We start from the raw sequence: 16,620 nt of genomic DNA on the forward strand, positions 1-16,620 counted from the left end.
CTTGCCCTGCGAAAGAACGTTCTCTCCTGGGGGTTTTGCCGTGAAGTTGTCCCGGATCGCTGCGGCGGTCACCGTTTCCGCTCTGGCCCCAGCCGTGTTCCTCGCGTCCCCGGCCTTCGCCACCGGCGAAGAAACCGGTGCGCCCGCCGGCCCGACGGCTCCGACCGCGCCCGACCGTCCCGCGGCCGAGCAGCCCGCGCCGGTGCAGCCGCCGGCCGAGCAGCCGGGCGACAGCCAGGCCGAGCAGGACCGCAAGACGATCCTTGCGATCATCGCCGACCCGATGGCCAGCAATTACATGAAGGAAGCCGGCCACAAGGCCATCGCCGACGGTCCTGCGGCCATGCGCAAGTTCATCGAGACCGACCAGCACAAGATCCGCATCGACGACTACCGGATCCTGATCCTCCGCCTCCTGAACGGTGCCGGCCCCGGCCTGAAGGAAGGCATCAACGCGGTCCTCAGCAATGACGGTTCGAACATCGAGAAGCTGCGCCACTTCTACGAGGTCACCCAGCACGAGCTGCGCGACGACGACAACAAGGTCGACATCTCCAGGCTGATCAACGGCGCCGGCCCCGGCCTGAAGGAAGGCGCCAAGAAGGCGCTCAAGGGCACTCCCGCCGACCGCATCGAGTTCCTGAAGACGGGCCAGCACCATCTGCGCGACCAGGACAACCGGGTCGAGATCGCACAGATCATCGATGGCGGGGGCCCGGAGCTGGTCAAGGCGGGCATCGCAGCGCTCAACGGCACTCCCGCCGACCGCGCGGAGTTCCTGAAGACGGGCCAGCACGAGGCCCGCGCCAAGGACAAGAAGGCCCAGGAGGACAAGGAGAAGGAGGAGGGGAAGCAGCCGGACAAGAACACCCCGACTCCGACTCCGACCCCCGCTCCCACCCCCGAGCCCTCCGGCTCCGGGAGCGGCGCGGGGAACACCGCCGTCACCCCCCAGGGCGGCAACGGCGGACTCGCCACCACCGGCGCCGGTGACACCGCCTGGATCGCGGGCGGCGCGGGCACAGCGCTCGTCGCCGGCGCGGGGCTCCTGCTCGCCGCGCGCATGCGTCGCGCGGGCTCCGGGCGCTGAACCACCTCGCCGCGGCCGTACAGGGGTCGGCCGCGGCGAACACCCGCCCGGGACTGCCTAGTCCTGCGGGCCGAGGGCCGAGGCGATGCGGGCGGCCGCGTCCGCCAGGTGGGTACGGGCCTGTGCCAGCTGGTCGTCGCTGATCCCCCGGTCGCGGGCCGCGTCGCGGATGTCGTCGCGGAAACGGTCCAGCAGCCGGTCCAGGTCGCGGGCCGGGTCCCCCGTCGACGGCACGTCACGCGCCCAGTCCGCGTCGGGAGCCGGCGCCGGGGCGGCCGAACGGTCGGAGGGCTCGGAGGGCGCGGACGGCGCGGAGGGCGCCGTCGTCGAGCCGGAGCCGCCGAGCCAGGCTCCCGCCAGGCTTCCCAGGACTCCGCCCGACTTCGCGAACTGCTCCTGCAGCTGGCCCGCGATGCGCTGGACCTCCTCACGGGCCCGCTCCTGCGCCTCCTTGGCCTGCCGGCGCGCCTGCTGGGCCTCCTCGCGGGCCCGGCGACTCTCGTCCTTCGCCCGGCGCGCCTGTTCCTTCCACTCGGCCTTCGCCTTGCGGAACTCCTCCTTGGCTGCCGTCCAGGACTCGCCCTCCACCTGCGTGGCCGACGCGCTGGCCGCGGCCCGCAGTTCGCGCCGCAGATCGCCTGCCGCGCCGCTCACGTCGGCGCGGATCTCGGCGGCCAGCTCGGAGACCGAGTCACGGATCTCCAGCTCCAGGTCGGCCAGTTCGCCGCCGCGGTCAGCCAGTTCGGCGCGGCCCGCGTCGGTGATCGAGTACACCTTGCGCCCGCCTTCCGTCGCGTGCGTGACCAGGCCCTCGGTCTCCAGCTTCGCCAGGCGCGGGTACACCGTGCCCGCGGAGGGCGCGTACAGCCCCTGGAAACGCTCCTCCAGCAGCCGGATCACCTCGTACCCGTGGCGCGGGGCCTCGTCGAGCAGCTTGAGGAGGTAGAGGCGGAGGCGGCCGTGAGCGAAGACGGGCGGCATGTCAGAGCACCTTCTTGTCGAGCGCGAGGGGGGCGGCCGGGGCGGCCGCGTCCGTGGCCGGGCGGCGCAGCAGCGCGATGGAACCGGAGACGGTGGTGGCGCGCAGCGTGCCGGCGCCGGCGCCCAGGGTGCCGGTGATCCGCTTGGCGCCCAGCTGGCCGGAGACCTGGAGGTCCTCGAAGGCGTTGGAGACGCCGCCGGTGGCGGTGTTGGCCTCGACGCGGGCGTCGGCCGGGTGCGGGAGGCGGATGGCAACCTGCCCCGATACGGAGGTGAGGGAGATGTCGACCGGTCGCGGCTCGGGCCGGTCGTCGAGGGCCAGGTCGATCAGCATGTCCCCGCTGACCGAGTCGGCCCGTACGTTGCCCACGGCGCCGTCCACGACCGTCAGGCCGCCGGACACGGAGTGGAAGCCGAATTCACCGCTCACGGACTGGGCCTCGACCCCGCCGGAGACCGTGTGCGCCTTGACCTTGCCGGAGAGGCCGACGAGCGTGGTCTCGCCGGAGACCCCGTGGACGTCCGTGCCGCCTTCGATGCCGGAGACGAAGACCGTGGCGCCGACCCTGGCCAGCTGGACGCGGGCGGCGGCCGGGACGGTGAGGGTCACGGTCGCGCCGCGCTCCCAGGCCTTGCGACCGAAGCCACCGGAGGACCAGGTCTTCCAGGGCTTGGCGTCGAACCACTCCTTGAACCCCTGGGAACCGTTCCAGGGGAGGTCCTCGTAGGAGACGGTCAGGATGCCGCCCTCCTGCACCACGTGCAGGGGCGGGCCGTCGACCTCGGACACCTCCAGGCGGGCCGGGCCCTCGTCGGCGGCGGCGACGACGTTGACCGTGCCGCCGACCACCCGGACGCGGACCTCGGTCACCGGCTCCTCGAAGGTGAGCTTCTGCGGTCCGGCGACCGACCAGACCTTCGGCGGACTCTGCGGATTCTGCGCTGCCTCTGGCATGGTGCTGGCCCTCCTCGGCGTACCTGCACGCAACATATCGCGTCTTCTGCCCAACACGATATATCGCGGTTGCGGGAAGTCAAGCGCGTCAGGATGATCCAAAATCATCATTTTGGGCCGTTTTGGCTTAGCGTGTGGGCATGTCGATCTCCCAGACCACGGCGGGCGGACTGCTGCTCTGCCGCGCCGAACCCCTCGACGCCCGACCGGCCGCGCACATCCTGCGCGAACGCCTGCTCCTGGCCCCCGCCGGCGAATGGAGCGTGCTGGTGCCCGAGGCCGAGCCCTGGCTCGGCGGCGCGGAATCCGTGGCCGAAGTCCTGGCGGGATGGGGCGCGGCGGTCGCGCTGAGCTCCAACTGGCCGGTGCTGAGCCTGTGGTGGGAGGAGGGCCGGACCGGCTTCGTACTGTCCTCCGGGTTCCGCCGGTCCGCGGCCTACGAGTGGGACGCGGCGGGCCGTCCGCACGGCGAGCGGGACGCCCCGGACCCGGACGCGATGCGGGTGCTGGCGGCGCGGCTCGGACTGGACCCGGTGCTGGACCTGGAGGAACTGGAGCGCCTCACCCGCCCCGACGAGGCGGCGGACGGCGCGTCCCGGCTGCTCGGCGTCATCGCACTGCTGGCCCGCGCGGGGCTGGCGCTCCCGGCGGGCCTGAACCCGGGCGAACCGGCCGACCGGCTGCGTGAGGCGGCCCGGGTCGCGCCGGGCGCGGAGCGGGTGGAGTGGGCGGGCTGGCGCGACACCGTGCGGGCGGAGCTCGCGGTGGTCGAGGACAGCCCCCTGGGCCCGTGGCTCCGGGGCCCCAAGGCGCGCCTGGCGGGTGCGGCCCAACTGGCCGCCGGAGCACCCCTGATGCTGTGGGCGGCCCGCCGCCGCAGCCCGGGCTGGCTGGCCGCGGGCACCGTCCTGGTGACCCACGGCGCGGCCGCCCTGGCCTACGACCGGGCCCGCCGCCGCGCCTAGCAGCTGCTCCCGCCCAGCAGCTCCTCCGGCCCCAGTCCCCCTACGCCGCCAGCAGCGGGCTCGCGTTGCGGCGCAGCCAGGCCCGGTAGGGCGGAGTCTCCAGCGCGGCTTCGCGGTAGGCCGCGCGGAGGTCCTCGTACACCCCGTCGAACACCTGCGGGTGCACCCCGGGGCGGGTCGCGAGGAGGAGGCGTACGGCGAGCGGATCACCGGAGAGCGGCCGGATCGCCATGTCCTCGCGCAGTCCGGAGGTGGGCTGGCAGGGGGCGACGGCCTCGCCGGAGGCGATCAGCGAGGCGGCCGTGTGGTAGTCGGCGTGCAGCAGGGGCGGGTCGAGGCCGGCCCCCGCGAGAACCCGGCGCAGCCCGTCCCATTCGCCGTCCACCGACGGGTCCACGGTCCACCGGTCGGCGGCGAGGTCGCGCAGCTCCACCACGGCCCGCGCCGCCGCAGGATGGTCCCGGGACATGGACACGAACTGCGGTTCCCGCTCCACCAGCACCCGTAGCTCCAGCCCGGCCGGCACGCGCAGCGGGCTGCCCTCCACCTCGTGCACGAACGCCACGTCGAGCCGGCCCGAAGCCGTCATCCGCAGCAGCGCGTTGGCGGACACGTCGACCATCAGGTCGGTCTCCGTGTCGGGCAGCCGCCGGTGCAGCCGCCGCAGCCAGCCGGGCAGGGCGCGGCTGGCCGTCGAGCCGATCCGCAGCCGCGGCCCCTGCGACAGCGCCCGGGCCTCCGCGACGAGGGCGGCCATCTCGGCCAGGAGCGGTCGCGCCCGCCCGAGGATGGTGCGCCCGAAGGGGGTCGGCCGGCATCCGGTGCGCTCGCGCAGGAACAGCTCCCCGTCCAGGGCGCGTTCGATGCGGCGCAACTGGGTCGTCAGGGAGGGCTGGCTCACGCCGAGTTGCCGGGCGGCCTTGTGCAGGCTGCCGGCGTCGGCGATGGCGCACAGGGCGCGCAGGTGCCTGACCTCAAGCTCCATGCCCCGAGAGTAGGCCGGGCCGAGCCGACCGCACCAGTAACCGGTATCCCCTCGAATCCCGCCATTCTCACGGGAGTTGGGCTTCCGAAACCCTCCCGATAGCCCGGCGCTATCGGGGTCTGACATCATCCGCCGACCCCTCCCGCTCCCGCAGACTCCGGTACCGAACGACCCCCCACCGCACCGGATGAGCAGGAGTCCCCCACATGCGCCACTCCCGCAAGACCACTCTGTCCGCCGTCGGCCTCGGCGTCGCCGCCGTTCTCGGCGCCGTCGTCCCGGGCGCCACCGCCTCGGCCTCCCCGGGCGCCGGCAGCCCGGCCACGTACGCCGCGTACGAGCAGTCGAAGGAGAACCAGGCCGCCAACCGCGCCTTCTTCGAGGCCGTGCAGCGCGCGGTGGCCGAGCAGCGCGCCGCGGCCCCGGGCCTGGCGGCCGTCACCGTCACCTACAACACCCGCAACGCGCCGAGCTTCCGCACCCAGATATCCCGCTCCACCCAGATCTGGAACAGCTCGGTGACCAACGTCAAGCTGCAGGAGGTGTCCTCGGGCGGGAACTTCTCGTACCGCGAGGGCAACGACTCGCGCGGCTCGTACGCGAGCACGGACGGCCACGGCCGGGGCTACATCTTCCTGGACTACCGGCAGAACCAGCAGTACAACTCCACCCGCGTGACCGCGCACGAGACCGGCCACGTGCTCGGCCTGCCGGACCACTACTCGGGTCCGTGCAGCGAGCTGATGTCCGGCGGCGGCCCCGGCACCTCCTGCACGAACGCCACCCCGAACTCCGCCGAGCGTTCGCGCGTCAACCAGCTCTGGGCGAACGGGCTCGTCGCGTCCGGCCTGGACGCGAAGGGCTAGGCCCCTTCGGTCCCGGGCTGCTCCGCCCGGGGTCCCTCGGGCCGGGGTTCCTCGTACCCCGGCTCGTACGCCGTGCACTCCCGGTTCCGACAGGGACCGGGGGTCCACACCGGGACGAAGATCCCCAGGGATTTGCGCCGTCCGACCATCGTGTCGACGGGGCTCCCGCAGACCGGGCACGACTGCTGGTCGTGCCCGGCCCGCGGAGCGACCGTCCCGTGTGCCTGCTGCTCGCGCTGTTCACCGGCCATACCTCCACGGTAGGCCGGTTTCGCCGCTTCGGCGGGTCAGCGCTTGACGGCGTACGAGGTGATGACCTGACCGCCGCCCAGGACCTCGACCCCGGTCAGCTCCAGGGGGCGCGCCCCGAACCCGGCGCGCGACATCGGCATGCCGGTGCCGACGAAGACCGGGTACGTCTTGACGACGAACGCGTCGATCTCGTCGATCAGCTGCCCCGCGAGGTCCGCTCCGCCGCACAGCCAGATGCCGAGCCCGTCCTGCGCCTTCAGCTCACGGACCTTGGCCACCAGGTCGCCCTCGATCAGCCGGACCGCCGGGTCCGGCGCCTCGGTGAGCGAGCGCGAGACCACGTACTGCTCGCGCATGTGCCCGTACGGGCTGGTCACGCCCTGCTTGAGGCCGGGCTCGTACGTACCGCGCCCCATGAGCACCGTGTCGAAGTGCTTGGGCGGGACGTCCGCGATCCCGAGCTGGGCGCGGCCCGGGGTGGAGATGGTCTCCGGGTACTCGGCCTTGAGGTGATCGATGAACTCGCCGTCGAGGTAGCTGTAGATGAAATCGGCGTCGCCGTCCGGGGCTCCGATGAACCCGTCGACCGTCGCGGCGATGAAGTACGTGAGCTTGCGCAAGCGATTCTCTTCCGTTCGACAGTGCACCCCCATCGAGGCACGTCGATCAAAGTACTTCAGTCGAAGTGGTCTCGCAAGGGATTACCGAGGCGTGCGGTACGGGACCGGCTACTGCGGCTTGCGCCACATCGGCCACATCAGCGGACCGTCCGGCAGTCGCACCGCCTCGCCCGTGAACTGCCAGCCCAGCCGCTCGTACAGCCCCTTGCTGCGCTCGCTGCTCGCCTCCAGGTACGCCGGCACGCCCTCGCGGTCGCAGCGCTCCAGCACCGGCCGGATCAGCTCCGTGCCCAGGCCCTCGCCCTGCCGTCCGGGGGCGACCGCGATCATCAGCAGGTACTCGTGCTCCTCCGCCATCGGGTGCACCGCGCCCGTGAGCCGGCCCACCAGCTCGCACCGCTCGTTGTCCGGGTCGGCCACGGCCCGCATCTTCGCCGGGATCTCGTCCTCGACGTGCTCGTCCTCCGGACCGGCCGCCGGGATCCGCAGCCACAGCGCCGCCGCCGAACCGTCCACCGCGTAGTCGATCCGGCCCTCGGCCAGCGCCACGTCCACGAAGACGCCCAGGAACTTGCCGTGCACCGCGGCCCGGTGCTCCGGGTCCGGGAACACCCAACTGCTCACGGGATCGGTGCGGAAGGCCTCGTCGAGCAGCCGCGCCACGGCATCCCGGTCCGACGGCCCGGCTTGACGTATCTCCAGCCCCATGGGTCACACCCTTCACATCACTCACGCGTCAACAACCGTGAGTGATCCTAGAGTTGCCCCACCGGCACAGAAAGGCCCGTTCCGGCACCGTGCGGTGCCGGAACAGGCCTCCGGGGGTCCTGCGGGGGTCCCCCTCGCCCCCTACCCGGTCACTTCGTACGCCGTGTCACGAACTCCGCCAGCGCCAGCAGCCCGCCCGCCGCCCCGAGGTCCGGGACGGCCCGCGACAGCTGCTGCACCGCCCGCCCCATCCGGTCGGCGGCATGGGCCTGCGCCCAGTCCCGCCCGCCGGCCCGCTCCACCGCCGCGGCAGCCCTGCCCACGTCGTCCCCGTTCATGGGACCCGCGTACAGCGCGGCCAGCTCCTCCCCCGCCGCGGTGCCCGAGGTGAGGGCGGCCACGACCGGGAGGGACTTCTTGCGGGCCAGCAGATCGGCCCCGGCGGGCTTGCCCGTGTGACCGGGGTCCCCCCAGATGCCGATCAGGTCGTCGATGAGCTGGAAGGCCAGCCCGGCCTCCCGGCCGAAGGCGTCCATGGCGTCGACCTCGTCCGGGCCGGCCCCCGCGTACAGCGCGCCGAGCGCGCACGCGCAGCCCAGCAGGGCTCCGGTCTTGGCCGTCGCCATGGTCAGGCACTCGTCGAGGGAGACGCTGTGGCGCTGCTCGAAGGCGCAGTCCGCCTGCTGGCCCGCGCACAGCTCGACGATGCAGGCGGCGAGCCGCGCCGAGGCCGCCGCCGAGGCCGGGTGCGGGTCCTCGGCGAGCAGCCGCAGCGCGAGCGCCATCATGGCGTCGCCCGTGATGATCGCGTCCGGCGTGCCGAAGACCGTCCAGGCCGTCGGCCGGCCGCGCCTGCGCACGTCCTTGTCGATGACGTCGTCGTGCAGCAGCGTGAAGTTGTGCGCCAGCTCCACGGCCACCGCCGCCCGTACGGCGCCCCCGGCCACCCCTTCCCCGGCCGCTCCCTCTCCGGCCGGTCCGTCCCCGCGAAGGGCATGCGCGGCGGCGAGCACCAGGGCGGGCCGGATGGCCTTGCCGGTGCCGCCCGCCGCCGGGGTGCCGTCCTCGTGCTCCCAGCCGAAGTGGTACATCGCCACGCGCCGCATCGAGCCGGGCAGGCTCTCCACGCTCCGCCGCAGTGCGGGGTTGACCGTTTCTCTCGTCCGCTCCAGCAGGACGGCGGCTTCCTGCCCCTCGCTGGTGGTCATCGCCTCAGTGGTCGACATGGCGTGTGCGCTCCGTCCCGTCCGGTCCCGTCCTGCCTCGTGGCCCTCGCTCCCGCGCCGGCCGGGTCAGCGCCAGCGGGCGATCTCCACGTTCTCCAGGACGCCGAGCGCGTCCGGCACCAGCACCGCGGCGGAGAAGTAGGTGGTGACCAGGTACGAGATGATCGCCTGCTCGCTGATCCCCATGAACCGCACCGAGGTGCTCGGCTCGATCTCGTCCGGGATCCCGGGCTGGTGCAGGCCGATGACGCCCGACTCGTCCTCGCCGGTGCGCATGCAGAGGATGGAGGTCGTACGGGCGTCGCTGATCGGGATCTTGTTGGACGGGAACATCGGGACCCCGCGCCAGGAAGGCACCCGGTGCCCGCCGATCTCGACCGACTCCGGGTACAGGCCGCGCTTGTTGCACTCGCGCCCGAAGGCGGCGATGGCCTTGGGGTGGGCCAGGAAGAACTTGGATCCGCGCCGCATGCTGAGCAGCTGGTCCATGTCGTCGGGGCTGGGCGCTCCGTCGTGGGACTGGATGCGCTGGTCGTAGTCGGCGTTGTGCAGGAGGCCGAAGTCGCGGTTGTTGAGCATCTCGTGCTCCTGGCGCTCGCGCAGCGCCTCGACCGTGAGCCGCAACTGCTGCTCGGTCTGGTTCATCGGCTGGTTGTACAGGTCGGCGACGCGGGTGTGCACGCGCAGGACCGTTTGTGCAATGGAGAGTTCGTACTCGCGCGGGCGGGCCTCGTAGTCCACGAAGGTGCCCGGCAGCACGGCCTCGCCCTGGTGGCCGGCGGAGAGGTCGATCGCGGCCTCGCCGTACTTGTTGGTGCGCTGCTCGGGCAGGTCCCGTACGGAGTCCAGGTGGGCCCGCAGCGAGTCGACGCGGTCGGCGAGGATCTGGAAGTCCTGGCGGGAGAGGACGAGCACGGTGCCGGCGGTGGCGGCGCGGGCGGTGTACTCCCAGATGGCCTCCTCGTCGACGAGGGAGTCCTCGCCGAAGAAGGCCCCGTCGGCGACGGTCTGCAGGACGGCGTCGTCACCGTAGGGGCCGGGGCCGATCTGGTCGATGCGCCCGTGGGCGAGCAGGAACACCTTGTCGGCGGGGCTGCCGAAGGAGGTCAGCTCCTGGCCCGGCTCGAAGTCGATCTGGTGGCAGCGGGCGGCGAGTTCGGCCAGCGCGTCGGGGTCGTCGTAGTCGCGCAGCACGGGAAGCTCCCCCAGCTCCGCCGGGATCACCTGCACCTGCGTGCCGGTCTTGATGAACTCCACGATGCCGTTGCCGACCGAGTAGCTCAGCCGCCGGTTGACCCGGTACGTACCGCCCTGGACGGACACCCAGGGGAGCATCTTCAGGAGCCACCGCGAGGTGATCTCCTGCATCTGCGGCGCGGACTTGGTCGTGGTTGCCAAGTTCCGCGCCGCCGATGTTCCCAGACTGCGCTGCGGTGCCTGGGTCTCGGATTCGGAACCTGCCTGGACCGACATGAATTTCCCCTTCGATCACTCCATGAATCTGCGGGAGGAGCTTGTCAGCACGCAGCGTGGTGGGACCATTACACAAAAGGGTGGGACTACTCCGTTCGTGGCTGGGCACCCTGTTGAGTCAACTCCCGACCCATGAGGCACGTGGACCCCATCCGTTTCAGCCATCTCACGCGATGCCCCCTCTTTAATTTGCACCGGGGATGCAAGTTTTCTACGCTGGACCCATGCGGCTGACCCGATTCACCGACCTCGCCCTGCGCGTCCTGATGCGCCTGGCCGTCGCGGAGGGGGACCTCCCCACCACCCGTGACGTGGCGGCGACCATGGAGGTCCCGTACACCCACACCGCCAAAGTGGTCGCCAAGCTGCAGCACCTCGGCCTGGTCGAGGCCCGCCGCGGACGCGGCGGCGGCCTCACCCTGACCCCCGCCGGGCGCGCCGCCTCGGTGGGCGGGGTGGTCCGCGAGCTGGAGGGCGCCGGCGACGTCGTGGACTGCGACGGCGCCGTCGCGTGTCCGCTGCGGAGCGCGTGCATCCTGCGCGGGGCGCTGCGCCGGGCCCGGGAGGCCTTCTTCGCCGCCCTGGACCCGTTGACGGTGAACGACCTGGTCGCAGCCCCGACCGGTCCGCTCCTGCTGGGCATTTCGGGCGGGTCGACGGGGGCCGGAAGACTCTGACGACAGGGGCCGGATGGCTGATTCGCACCGGCACCGGCCCCGCATAGCCTGATGCCCGCAGACACTTCGAACAGAGATCCGTATCACCGCGGACGCCGCGCACACCCTTGCCCATAAATACGCATCTCACATTCCAGTTCTACGATCCACCCCCGACCCGAGGAGTCACCCGATGCTTTCCGAGAAGTCGACCGCGACCGTACGAGCCACCCTGCCCGCCGTGGGCGCGGCCATCGGCGACATCACGGAGCTCTTCTACGGGAAGCTCTTCGCGGCCCACCCCGAGCTGATCCGCGACCTCTTCAACCGCGGCAACCAGAACGCCGGACTCCAGAAGCAGGCCCTCGCCGGCTCCATCGCCGCCTTCGCGACCTACCTCGTCGAGCACCCGGACGCCCGCCCCGACGTGATGCTGAACCGCATAGCCCACAAGCACGCCTCCCTCGGCGTCACCCGCGAGCAGTACGGAGTCGTCCACAAGCACCTCTTCGAGGCGATCGTGGAGATCCTCGGCGAGGCCGTCACCCCCGAGGTCGCCGAGGCCTGGGACGAGGTCTACTGGCTCATGGCGAACGCCCTCATCACCATCGAGGAGCGCCTCTACGCCGAGCAGCAGGTCCTCGCCGGCGACGTCTGGCGCGACTGGACGGTCGCCGCCCGCATCGAGGAGACCGCGGACTGCACCACCTTCCACCTGACCCCGGCCGACGACTCCCCGGCGCCCGGCTTCAAGCCGGGCCAGTACGTCTCCGTCCAGGTCGAACTCCCCGACGGCGCCCGCCAGATCCGCCAGTACAGCCTCTCCAGCGCCCCCGGCTCCCCGGTCCGCTCGATCACCGTCAAGCGGGTCCACGGCCCGGCCGCCTCCGGCCCCGACGGCGAGGTCTCCAACCACCTGCACGCCGAGGTCGCCACCGGCGACACCCTGCGCGTCTCGGCCCCCTACGGCGACCTGGTCCTCCGGGACTCCGCCGCGCCGGTGATCCTGGCCTCGGCCGGCATCGGCTGCACCCCGATGCTCTCCATGCTGGAGCACCTGGCCGACACCGCGCACACGGCCCCGGTCACCGTCCTGCACGCCGACCGCTCCCCCGCCGACCACGCCCTGCGCACCGACCACCGCGCCCTGACCCACAAGCTCCCCGACGCCACGGCGCACTTCTGGTACGAGGCCGACGCCGAGCCCGGCGACCACGCGGGCCGCCTCGACCTCACCAACGTCCCGGTCGCCCCGGGCACGCAGGCCTACCTCTGCGGCCCGCTCCCCTTCATGCGGGCGGCGCGCGAGCAGCTGATCGCCAAGGGCGTGGCTCCTGCGGACATTGCCTACGAGGTCTTCGGCCCCGACCTGTGGCTCGCCTCGGCGTGATCCGTGCGCCGGGTGCGCGCCCTTGCGACGGAATGACCGCTTCCACTAAGCGTTGAGTAATCACTCGACTACTCACGGCAAGAGGAGGCGGTCATGTCCGTACCCCTGTCCGCAAACCGGTTCATCGGCGTCCTGCGGGCCGAGGGCCTGACGGTCGTCGAAGTCGGCGACTGGCGCACCCACAACCGCAACCACAAGGGCCCCTGGGGGCCGGTTCACGGGGTGATGCTCCACCACACCGTCACCCACGGGACCGCGTACACCGTCCAGCTCTGCCGCGACGGCCACGCGGACCTCCCCGGCCCGCTCTGCCACGGCGTGATCACCAAGGACGGCCGGGTCCACCTGGTCGGCCACGGCCGCGCCAACCACGCCGGCGCGGGCGACTCCGACGTCCTGGCGGCGGTGATCGCCGAGAAGCGCCTCCCGCCCGACCAGCACGCGAACACCGACGGCAACCGCCACTTCTACGGATTCGAGTGCGAGAACCTCGGCGACGGCGAGGACCCCTGGCCGGCCGCCCAACTCGACGCGATGGCCCGTGCGTCGGCCGCCCTGTGCCGCGCCCACGGCTGGACCGCCCGCTCGGTCGTCGGCCACCTGGAATGGCGCCCGGGCAAGATCGACCCGAAGGGCTTCACCATGGCCTCGATGCGGGGCCGCATCGAGGAGCGCCTGAAGTGACCTCCTCACCCGCGCTGGCGTGGGCGATTCCCTCCCTGGCGTCCGTTGTCACGGTTCACCTTGAGCTGGGTTCCTGTTTCCTGCCCACGTCAGTGGGTGTTGCGCGCGCTGCCGGGGAAAACCCTGGTCTTACATGCGCTCCGCAGGCGCTTACCTTGCCGGTCACCCGGCAAGGGCCCCCGGTCCGGGGGTGGGTGGTACCGCTCCATGCGGCGCGGATGCGCCGCCCTTCGTACTTCACGTTTTTCGCCGCGTTGTGGTCGCGGTCATGTCGGGTGCCACACCGGTCACAGGTCCATACCCGGGTAGACCAGGACGTCGATCCGCTCGCACCCTGCCGCGAGGAGATCCACGAACACGGATACGGGAAGGTCTGCCCGCTGGTCGTACAGAGCGACCAGTTCCGGACCGACGGCGCGCGCCGCCCGTGCTTGCCTGAGCGCCGGCCACAGGGCGTGGATGTCCTCGCCCAACGTCTCCGCCGCTTGGAGGGCAGTTGCCCGTCGTGGGGTGCGCCCGAGGTTGACCCAGCGTTTCCCCCGTCCTGATCACCAGCGGGACGATCGCGATACCAGCGGACGGTGAAGGGGAATCGGAATGGTGCGGGGACTCTGGCAGCAGGTTGAACAGCGTGATCCGTTCCGAGTACCCGACCCCGATCCGGCGGACCCGGACTGCGACGTGTGCGGGGCACTTGTCGCTCAGCGCACCGAGTGCCACGCGCGCCGGGACCTATCGGGGTCGTGGACTGCAACGTAGAGATCCGCCAGCACCCCCACGGCGAGGTGAGTCGATGACCCGCGCCGTGCTCCGCTACGTCCCCCACACGATCCGACACGCCCCCGAGGGCGGGGTGACGTACGAGGCGTTCTGCGTCGCCGAGGGCTGGGGAGCCGAGTCCGGCGCGCATGACGAACAGGCGGGGGCTCAGAACTGGGCACTTCGACATGCCGGGCGGACTGGGCATGAGCTCATCAGGAGGGTGTTCACGGATCACGCGCGCGTCACCCGCGAGGCATAGGCCCCGGCCCGCTGGGCGACGGCGATCAGGACAGTCCAGCGCCTCGGCTCCGGCCCCGCTCACACCACCCGAATGGTGTGGACGGGGCTCTGACGTGCGGCCCCACGGGCATGTGCGCCCCACAATGGACGGGTGAATCGCCCCGCGAACGTTGACGTGCACTTGCAGCCACGCCCGCCGTCCCCGTTGCAGGAGATCCGCGACGACAGGTTCGAGCGGCACGGAGTGCGCCTGCTGCTCAAGCGGGACGACCTGGTCCACCCGGAGCTGCCCGGCAACAAGTGGCGCAAGCTCGCGCCGAACCTGCGGGCCGCCGTCGCGGGCGGGTACCCGGAGCTCGTGACCTTCGGCGGGGCCTACTCCAACCACCTGCGGGCCACCGCCGCGGCCGGCCGGCTGCTGGGGCTGGCGACGGTCGGGATCGTACGGGGGGACGAGCTCGCGGGGCGGCCGCTGAACGACTCGCTGGCCCGGTGCGCCGCGGACGGCATGAGGCTGCACTTCGTGTCCCGGTCGGCCTACCGGGACAAGGCCGGGCTGCCCGCCCAGGCGGGCGCCGAGGGGGCCTACGTGATCCCCGAGGGCGGCAGCAACGCCCTCGCACTGCACGGCTGCGCCGAGCTGGGCCGCGAGCTGAGCGGCGCCTGCGACGTGGTCGCCGTGGCCTGCGGGACCGGGGGCACGCTGGCCGGGCTGGCGCCGGGACTCGGCGCGGGCCAGCGGGCGGTGGGGGTGCCGGTGGTCGGGGGCGGCTTCCTGGAGGCGGAGATACGTTCCCTCCAGACGGCCGCCTTCGGCGGCCCGGCGGGCGACTGGTCGCTGGCCGAGGGATACGCCCACGGGGGCTACGCCCGGGTCCCCGCCGAGCTGGCGCAGTTCGCGGCGGACTTCGAATCCCGCCACGGCCTGCCGGTGGAGCGGATCTACGTGGCGAAGCTCCTGTGGGCCCTGCTCGACCTGACCCGCGAAGGGGCCTTTCCCGGGGGCACGACCCTGGCGGCGGTCGTCACGGGTCGCCCGTAGCCGGGGGGGGCGCCCTGCGGGGGCTGTCCCCTACCCGCCCTTCCACCGTTCCCCGGGCGCTGCCCGGACCCCGGCCCTCAAACGCCGGACGGGCTGGAAGGGTCCCGGGCTGCGCCCGGACCCCCTGGGGCAGTGCCCGGGCTCAGCCCGACTCCTCGCGGTACGCCGCCGCCTCCTCCAGGTCCAGGCGGCGCAGCAGCGCGCGGAGCATTTCGTCGTCGATGCGGCGGGCGTCGCGCAGGGAGACGAAGACCTCGCGTTCCGCTTCGATCATCTCCCCCGCCAGGCGGCGGTAGACGTCGTCCGCGGACTCGCCCGTCACCGCGTTGACCTCGCCCAGCCGCTCCCACACCGCGTTGCGCCGCCGCTCCAGCACCGTGCGCAGCCGGTCCGCCAGCGGGGGCGGGAGGGCGTTCGCCGGGGAGGCCAGGAGTTCCGTCAGCCGGTCCTCCGCCGCCCGTGAGGCCTCGCTCTGGGCCTGGGCCTCCGCGAGGGTCTCGGCGTGGGTGTCCTTGGGCGGCAGCCGCAGCAGCCTGATCAGCGGCGGCAGGGTCAGGCCCTGGACCACCAGCGTGCCGATCACCGTCGTGAAGGTCAGGAACAGGATCAGGTTCCGGTGCGGCACGCTCATGGGCACGGAGAAGGCGATCGCCAGGGAGACCACGCCCCGCATGCCCGCCCAGCCCACGATGACCGGGGCCTTCCAGGTCGTCTCCGGCTCGCGCGCCCGGATCCGCTGCGAGAGCCTCGGCAGGAACGTCGCCGGGAAGACCCAGGCGAAGCGGGCCGCCACCACGACGAGGAACACCACCACCGCGTAGCCCGCCGCGGCCGCGCCCTCGTACTCCCCCAGCCCCTTCAGTACGACCGGCAGCTGGAGCCCGATCAGCGCGAAGACCACCGATTCGAGGATGAAGGCGACCATCTTCCAGACGGCCTCCTCCTGGAGCCGGGTCGCGAAGTCGACCTGCCAGTTGCGGTGCCCGAGGTACAGCGCGACCACCACCACCGCCAGCACTCCCGACGCGTGCACCCGCTCGGCGGCCGCGTAGGCCACGAAGGGGATCAGCAGCGACAGGGTGTTCTGCAGGAGCGGTTCGCGCATCTTCTTGCGCAGGACGTGGATCGGGACCATCAGCAGCAGGCCGACCGCGACCCCGCCCACCGAGGCCAGCAGGAACTCCCGGATCCCGTCCGTCCAGCCGGCGCTCGTCCCGACCGCCGCCGCCAGCGCGACCTTGAACGCGGTGATCGCGGTGGCGTCGTTGACCAGGGACTCACCCTGGAGGATGGTCGTGATCCGGTTCGGCAGCCCGAGCTTGCGCGCGATGGCCGTCGCCGCGACCGCGTCGGGCGGGGCGATGACCGCCCCCAGCACCAGCGCCACCGGCAGCGAGAGCCCCGGCACCAGCAGGTACGCGACGTACCCGACGGCGACGGTCGCGAAGAGCACGTACCCCACCGAGAGCAGCGCCACGGGCCGGATGTTCGCCCGCAGGTCCAGGTACGAGCTGTCCACCGCGGCCGTGTAGAGCAGCGGCGGGAGCAGCAGCGGCAGCACGATGTGCGGATCCAGGTCGTACTCGGGCACGCCCGGCACGTAGGCCGCGGCCAGTCCGGCGGCGACCAGCAGCAGCGGCGCCGGCACCGGTGTGCGGCGGGCCAGGCCCGCGACGACCGCACAGCCGGCGACCAGCGCCACCAGCGGCAATACCTCCATCGAAG

At 72.3% G+C, this 16,620-nt stretch carries 17 protein-coding genes and 1 pseudogene; 7 read left to right on the forward strand and 11 right to left on the reverse strand.

All coding sequences use genetic code 11. From position 1 onward, the window contains the following. Positions 1-40: 40 nt before the first annotated feature. The gene (locus tag OG898_RS05225; protein WP_266955263.1) at positions 41-1,090 is read left to right on the forward strand and encodes a hypothetical protein; all 1,050 of its coding nucleotides are present in this window, start codon (positions 41-43) and stop codon (positions 1,088-1,090) included. A gap of 57 nt (positions 1,091-1,147) precedes the next feature. Here the strand turns inward: OG898_RS05225 and OG898_RS05230 are convergent, their stop codons facing one another. Next, positions 1,148-2,071 (reverse strand): PadR family transcriptional regulator, encoded by a 924-nt coding sequence (locus OG898_RS05230; RefSeq protein ID WP_266955265.1) that lies wholly within the window; start codon positions 2,069-2,071, stop codon positions 1,148-1,150. A 1-nt stretch (position 2,072) separates the two neighbouring features. Further along, positions 2,073-3,026: a DUF4097 family beta strand repeat-containing protein gene (locus OG898_RS05235; protein ID WP_266955267.1), complete on the reverse strand. Its 954-nt coding sequence runs from the start codon at positions 3,024-3,026 to the stop codon at positions 2,073-2,075. 146 nt (positions 3,027-3,172) lie between these two features. Between OG898_RS05235 and OG898_RS05240 the strand changes: the two genes are divergently transcribed. Continuing rightward, positions 3,173-3,991, forward strand: coding sequence for a hypothetical protein (locus OG898_RS05240; RefSeq protein ID WP_266960089.1), 819 nt, complete (start codon positions 3,173-3,175; stop codon positions 3,989-3,991). A 40-nt stretch (positions 3,992-4,031) separates the two neighbouring features. Here the strand turns inward: OG898_RS05240 and OG898_RS05245 are convergent, their stop codons facing one another. Next, entirely contained in the window at positions 4,032-4,976 is a 945-nt protein-coding gene (locus OG898_RS05245) for a LysR family transcriptional regulator (protein WP_266955269.1), read from the reverse strand. A gap of 206 nt (positions 4,977-5,182) precedes the next feature. On the opposite strand from OG898_RS05245, the gene snpA reads away from it, so the two are divergent. Beyond that, positions 5,183-5,842 carry a snapalysin gene (gene snpA, locus OG898_RS05250; RefSeq protein WP_266955271.1) on the forward strand — a complete coding sequence of 220 codons (660 nt, stop codon included), beginning with the start codon at positions 5,183-5,185 and terminating at the stop codon, positions 5,840-5,842. Here the strand turns inward: snpA and OG898_RS05255 are convergent. From OG898_RS05255 to OG898_RS05275, 5 genes are all read right to left on the reverse strand, one after another. Further along, a complete protein-coding gene (locus tag OG898_RS05255) occupies positions 5,839-6,093 on the reverse strand; it encodes a hypothetical protein (RefSeq protein ID WP_250750381.1) in 255 nt (84 codons plus the stop codon). The genes snpA and OG898_RS05255 overlap by 4 nt on opposite strands. A gap of 36 nt (positions 6,094-6,129) precedes the next feature. After that, positions 6,130-6,714, reverse strand: coding sequence for a dihydrofolate reductase family protein (locus OG898_RS05260; RefSeq protein WP_266955274.1), 585 nt, complete (start codon positions 6,712-6,714; stop codon positions 6,130-6,132). A 108-nt stretch (positions 6,715-6,822) separates the two neighbouring features. Then, complete coding sequence (locus OG898_RS05265; RefSeq protein ID WP_250750379.1) at positions 6,823-7,422, reverse strand: GNAT family N-acetyltransferase; 600 nt, start codon at positions 7,420-7,422, stop codon at positions 6,823-6,825. A 149-nt stretch (positions 7,423-7,571) separates the two neighbouring features. Further along, on the reverse strand, positions 7,572-8,648 hold the full coding sequence (locus OG898_RS05270; RefSeq protein ID WP_266955277.1) for a family 2 encapsulin nanocompartment cargo protein polyprenyl transferase: 1,077 nt from the start codon (positions 8,646-8,648) through the stop codon (positions 7,572-7,574). 66 nt (positions 8,649-8,714) lie between these two features. Next, entirely contained in the window at positions 8,715-10,121 is a 1,407-nt protein-coding gene (locus OG898_RS05275) for a family 2B encapsulin nanocompartment shell protein (protein ID WP_250750376.1), read from the reverse strand. 224 nt (positions 10,122-10,345) lie between these two features. Between OG898_RS05275 and OG898_RS05280 the strand changes: the two genes are divergently transcribed. The 3 genes from OG898_RS05280 to OG898_RS05290 all read left to right on the forward strand — a co-directional run bounded on the left by OG898_RS05280 (position 10,346) and on the right by OG898_RS05290 (position 12,851). Further along, complete coding sequence (locus tag OG898_RS05280; RefSeq protein WP_266955280.1) at positions 10,346-10,798, forward strand: Rrf2 family transcriptional regulator; 453 nt, start codon at positions 10,346-10,348, stop codon at positions 10,796-10,798. 172 nt (positions 10,799-10,970) lie between these two features. After that, positions 10,971-12,167 carry a globin domain-containing protein gene (locus OG898_RS05285; RefSeq protein ID WP_266955282.1) on the forward strand — a complete coding sequence of 399 codons (1,197 nt, stop codon included), beginning with the start codon at positions 10,971-10,973 and terminating at the stop codon, positions 12,165-12,167. Between the two features lie 93 nt (positions 12,168-12,260). After that, entirely contained in the window at positions 12,261-12,851 is a 591-nt protein-coding gene (locus tag OG898_RS05290) for an N-acetylmuramoyl-L-alanine amidase (protein ID WP_250750370.1), read from the forward strand. 55 nt (positions 12,852-12,906) lie between these two features. Here the strand turns inward: OG898_RS05290 and OG898_RS05295 are convergent, their stop codons facing one another. After that, a complete protein-coding gene (locus OG898_RS05295; protein WP_250750385.1) occupies positions 12,907-13,200 on the reverse strand; it encodes a transposase in 294 nt (97 codons plus the stop codon). Continuing rightward, positions 13,157-13,387: pseudogene (locus OG898_RS05300) on the reverse strand (XRE family transcriptional regulator); the annotation flags it as partial. The pseudogene OG898_RS05300 and the gene OG898_RS05295, both read right to left, overlap by 44 nt. Before the next feature lie 641 nt (positions 13,388-14,028). On the opposite strand from OG898_RS05300, the gene OG898_RS05305 reads away from it, so the two are divergent. After that, the gene (locus OG898_RS05305) at positions 14,029-14,895 is read left to right on the forward strand and encodes a pyridoxal-phosphate dependent enzyme (RefSeq protein WP_323184816.1); all 867 of its coding nucleotides are present in this window, start codon (positions 14,029-14,031) and stop codon (positions 14,893-14,895) included. 142 nt (positions 14,896-15,037) lie between these two features. Here OG898_RS05305 and OG898_RS05310 read toward each other — a convergent pair whose 3' ends face one another. Beyond that, positions 15,038-16,615 carry a Na+/H+ antiporter gene (locus tag OG898_RS05310; RefSeq protein ID WP_250750368.1) on the reverse strand — a complete coding sequence of 526 codons (1,578 nt, stop codon included), beginning with the start codon at positions 16,613-16,615 and terminating at the stop codon, positions 15,038-15,040. Positions 16,616-16,620: the final 5 nt, after the last annotated feature.

Source organism: Streptomyces sp. NBC_00193 (genome assembly GCF_026342735.1).
In the GTDB taxonomy this organism is placed as follows: Bacteria; Actinomycetota; Actinomycetes; order Streptomycetales; family Streptomycetaceae; genus Streptomyces; species Streptomyces stoeckheimensis.

Excerpts from the sequence above, each read along its gene's own strand:
- OG898_RS05270 (WP_266955277.1), bottom strand. The coding sequence starts at position 8,648 with ATGTCGACCACTGAGGCGATGACCACCAGCGAGGGGCAGGAAGCCGCC.
- OG898_RS05235 (WP_266955267.1), bottom strand. The coding sequence starts at position 3,026 with ATGCCAGAGGCAGCGCAGAATCCGCAGAGTCCGCCGAAGGTCTGGTCG.
- OG898_RS05310 (WP_250750368.1), bottom strand. The coding sequence starts at position 16,615 with ATGGAGGTATTGCCGCTGGTGGCGCTGGTCGCCGGCTGTGCGGTCGTC.
- OG898_RS05275 (WP_250750376.1), bottom strand. The coding sequence starts at position 10,121 with ATGTCGGTCCAGGCAGGTTCCGAATCCGAGACCCAGGCACCGCAGCGC.
- OG898_RS05255 (WP_250750381.1), bottom strand. The coding sequence starts at position 6,093 with ATGGCCGGTGAACAGCGCGAGCAGCAGGCACACGGGACGGTCGCTCCG.
- OG898_RS05230 (WP_266955265.1), bottom strand. The coding sequence starts at position 2,071 with ATGCCGCCCGTCTTCGCTCACGGCCGCCTCCGCCTCTACCTCCTCAAG.
- OG898_RS05265 (WP_250750379.1), bottom strand. The coding sequence starts at position 7,422 with ATGGGGCTGGAGATACGTCAAGCCGGGCCGTCGGACCGGGATGCCGTG.
- OG898_RS05290 (WP_250750370.1), top strand. The coding sequence starts at position 12,261 with ATGTCCGTACCCCTGTCCGCAAACCGGTTCATCGGCGTCCTGCGGGCC.
- OG898_RS05285 (WP_266955282.1), top strand. The coding sequence starts at position 10,971 with ATGCTTTCCGAGAAGTCGACCGCGACCGTACGAGCCACCCTGCCCGCC.
- snpA (WP_266955271.1), top strand. The coding sequence starts at position 5,183 with ATGCGCCACTCCCGCAAGACCACTCTGTCCGCCGTCGGCCTCGGCGTC.
- OG898_RS05245 (WP_266955269.1), bottom strand. The coding sequence starts at position 4,976 with ATGGAGCTTGAGGTCAGGCACCTGCGCGCCCTGTGCGCCATCGCCGAC.
- OG898_RS05280 (WP_266955280.1), top strand. The coding sequence starts at position 10,346 with ATGCGGCTGACCCGATTCACCGACCTCGCCCTGCGCGTCCTGATGCGC.